Genomic DNA, 2,342 nt, shown 5'->3' on the forward strand with positions numbered 1-2,342 from the left:
GAGCAAAAAGAAATAAATAATAGGATGGCTGAAAAGAAATTAAGAAGAAAAATATTTTGGGGAGAAGTTTTAATTACTTAGGTAATACAGTCAGAAAATACATATTATAAACAGTCCAGAATAAGATTATTATATTTATTTTATTATTTGAAATGAAAAAAGAGCTCATAATAAGAAAGGTAGCTATGAAAATTGGAAGGATATGCTATAATTATATTTAGTATATGAGTAAGAATTCATAGTTATAAAGGAGTTAATATATGAAGATATTAGTTGTAGAAGATGATCGTGTTATTGCGACTGGGTTAGAATATAGTTTGCAGCAAGAGGGATATGAGGTAAAGAATGCATATTTTTATAAGGAAGCAAGGGAATGTATTGCTGAAGAACTATTTGATTTATATTTACTAGATATAACACTTCCTGATGGGAATGGATATGATCTTTGTAAAGAGGTTAAAAAGAGAAAGGATACACCAGTTATATTTCTTACGGCATTGGAAGATGAGGTAAATGTGGTGATGGGATTGGATTTTGGAGCTGACGATTACATAGTCAAACCATTTCGTATAAGAGAGCTGATGTCCAGAATTCGTTCGGTTCTCCGTAGATACCAAAGAGATTGCGATGAAAATATAATAAATATTGCAGATATAGAGATACATATACGAGAGAATAGAATATATAAGAATAAGCAGGAAATAACTTTAACAGCAATGGAATATCGTCTTTTGTTACAATTGGTTAATCATAGAGGACAAGTCTTAACTAGAAATCAGTTGCTTGAGGGAATCTGGGATATATCCGGCGATTTTGTGAATGATAATACTCTCACAGTTTATATCAAGCGATTAAGAGAAAAGTTAGAAGATGATATGAGTAATCCAGTTATTATTAAGACAATACGAGGAATTGGTTATTGTATTGAAAAATAAGTGGTATTTACTATAAAAAGTGACTAGATAGGGAAGAGCTAACTTTAATTTGGAAAGGAATAGGTTGGTTAATATGAGATATCGGGAATTAATACAGATGGGATTAACCTGTTTTGCAATAACTGTAGTAGCTACCATACTAACAACTGTATTTCCTCATTATGGAGTATTGTTTGTATGTTTGCTGGGAGCTAGTATTACCTTGTATGCCATTATATTTACAAAAGTAAGATATAAGAAGATTAATGAATTATCAGATTATCTGTATCGAATATATATGGGCGAATATACCTTAGATGTGAGGGATTATGAAGAAGGGGAATTAAGTATTCTTAAGTCTGAAATATATAAGCTTACGCTTAGAATGATTGAACAAAATGAGTTATTATTAAAAGATAAGACATATCTTGCAGATGCACTATCAGATATAACACATCAGCTTAAGACTCCATTGACTTCCATTAGTATGATGGCAGATCTATTAGCAACTGACCATATGGATGACGTGAAACGACTAGAATTCACAAAGAATATTCATACACAAGTAGAGAGGATGCGCCTGCTTGTAGTGTCATTGCTTAAGATGTCAAAATTAGATGCAAAAGCGGTGGAATTAAAGCAAGAGCCGGTCTTATTGCATGAATTGGTCCAAGCATCAATGGAGCCATTTCGAATTCTAGAAGAATTAAAGGAGATAGAAGTACATATTGAAGGGGATAAAGAAGCTTCTTGTATGGGAGATTTCCCTTGGTTACAAGAAGCTATTAGTAATGTTTTGAAGAACTGTTTTGAGCATAGCAGAATGCAGGGTAAAATTCAGATTCATTATTCACAGAATGCAATTTATTCACAAATTTCTATTGCGGATAATGGAGAAGGAATTGATGAGGAGGACTTACCACATATATTTGAACGATTTTATAAAGGAAAAAATGCAAATCCAGATAGTGTAGGGATTGGACTTGCCTTAGCAAAACAAATCATTACTGGCCATAATGGAAGCATTCACATTATAAGTGAAAAGGGAAAAGGAAGTAAATTTATAATCAAATTATATAAAGTGACAAATTTGTCACCGAATATGTCATCGTAACGTCATTATAAATTTGTATAATTACAATTAGAGAATGGAAGAAAGGATTCGATGACATGGAGATATTAAGAGTTAATAATTTATGTAAGACCTATGGAACTGGGGAAACGAGTGTGAAAGCATTAGATTCCGTTTCTTTCACCGTAAATAAAGGAGAATTCGTAGCAATTATCGGGCGCTCTGGTGCAGGTAAATCAACGTTGCTGTCTGCGGTGACAGCGGCCCGTCCAAAGATTGCAAATTATCCATTTACAACGTTAAACCCACAACTGGGCGATAAGTCTGCGAATACACTTCCTATTGTATTCTTTGAT

The 2,342-nt window shown here is 32.9% G+C and carries 3 protein-coding genes; all 3 read left to right on the plus strand.

Features of this window, described 5'->3' with window-relative positions:
* Positions 1-260: 260 nt before the first annotated feature.
* A complete protein-coding gene (locus ACW2QF_RS16720) occupies positions 261-935 on the plus strand; it encodes a response regulator transcription factor (protein WP_455717150.1) in 675 nt (224 codons plus the stop codon).
* Between the two features lie 73 nt (positions 936-1,008).
* The gene (locus ACW2QF_RS16725) at positions 1,009-2,028 is read left to right on the plus strand and encodes a sensor histidine kinase (RefSeq protein ID WP_455717151.1); all 1,020 of its coding nucleotides are present in this window, start codon (positions 1,009-1,011) and stop codon (positions 2,026-2,028) included.
* A gap of 56 nt (positions 2,029-2,084) precedes the next feature.
* Positions 2,085-2,342 (plus strand): GTPase (locus ACW2QF_RS16730; protein WP_455717152.1); only part of this gene is annotated, 258 nt, incomplete at its 3' end.

The organism is Anaerosporobacter sp. (assembly GCF_965301125.1).

Coding starts and splice junctions, on each gene's coding strand:
- ACW2QF_RS16725 (WP_455717151.1), top strand. CDS start 1,009: ATGAGATATCGGGAATTAATACAGATGGGATTAACCTGTTTTGCAATA.
- ACW2QF_RS16720 (WP_455717150.1), top strand. CDS start 261: ATGAAGATATTAGTTGTAGAAGATGATCGTGTTATTGCGACTGGGTTA.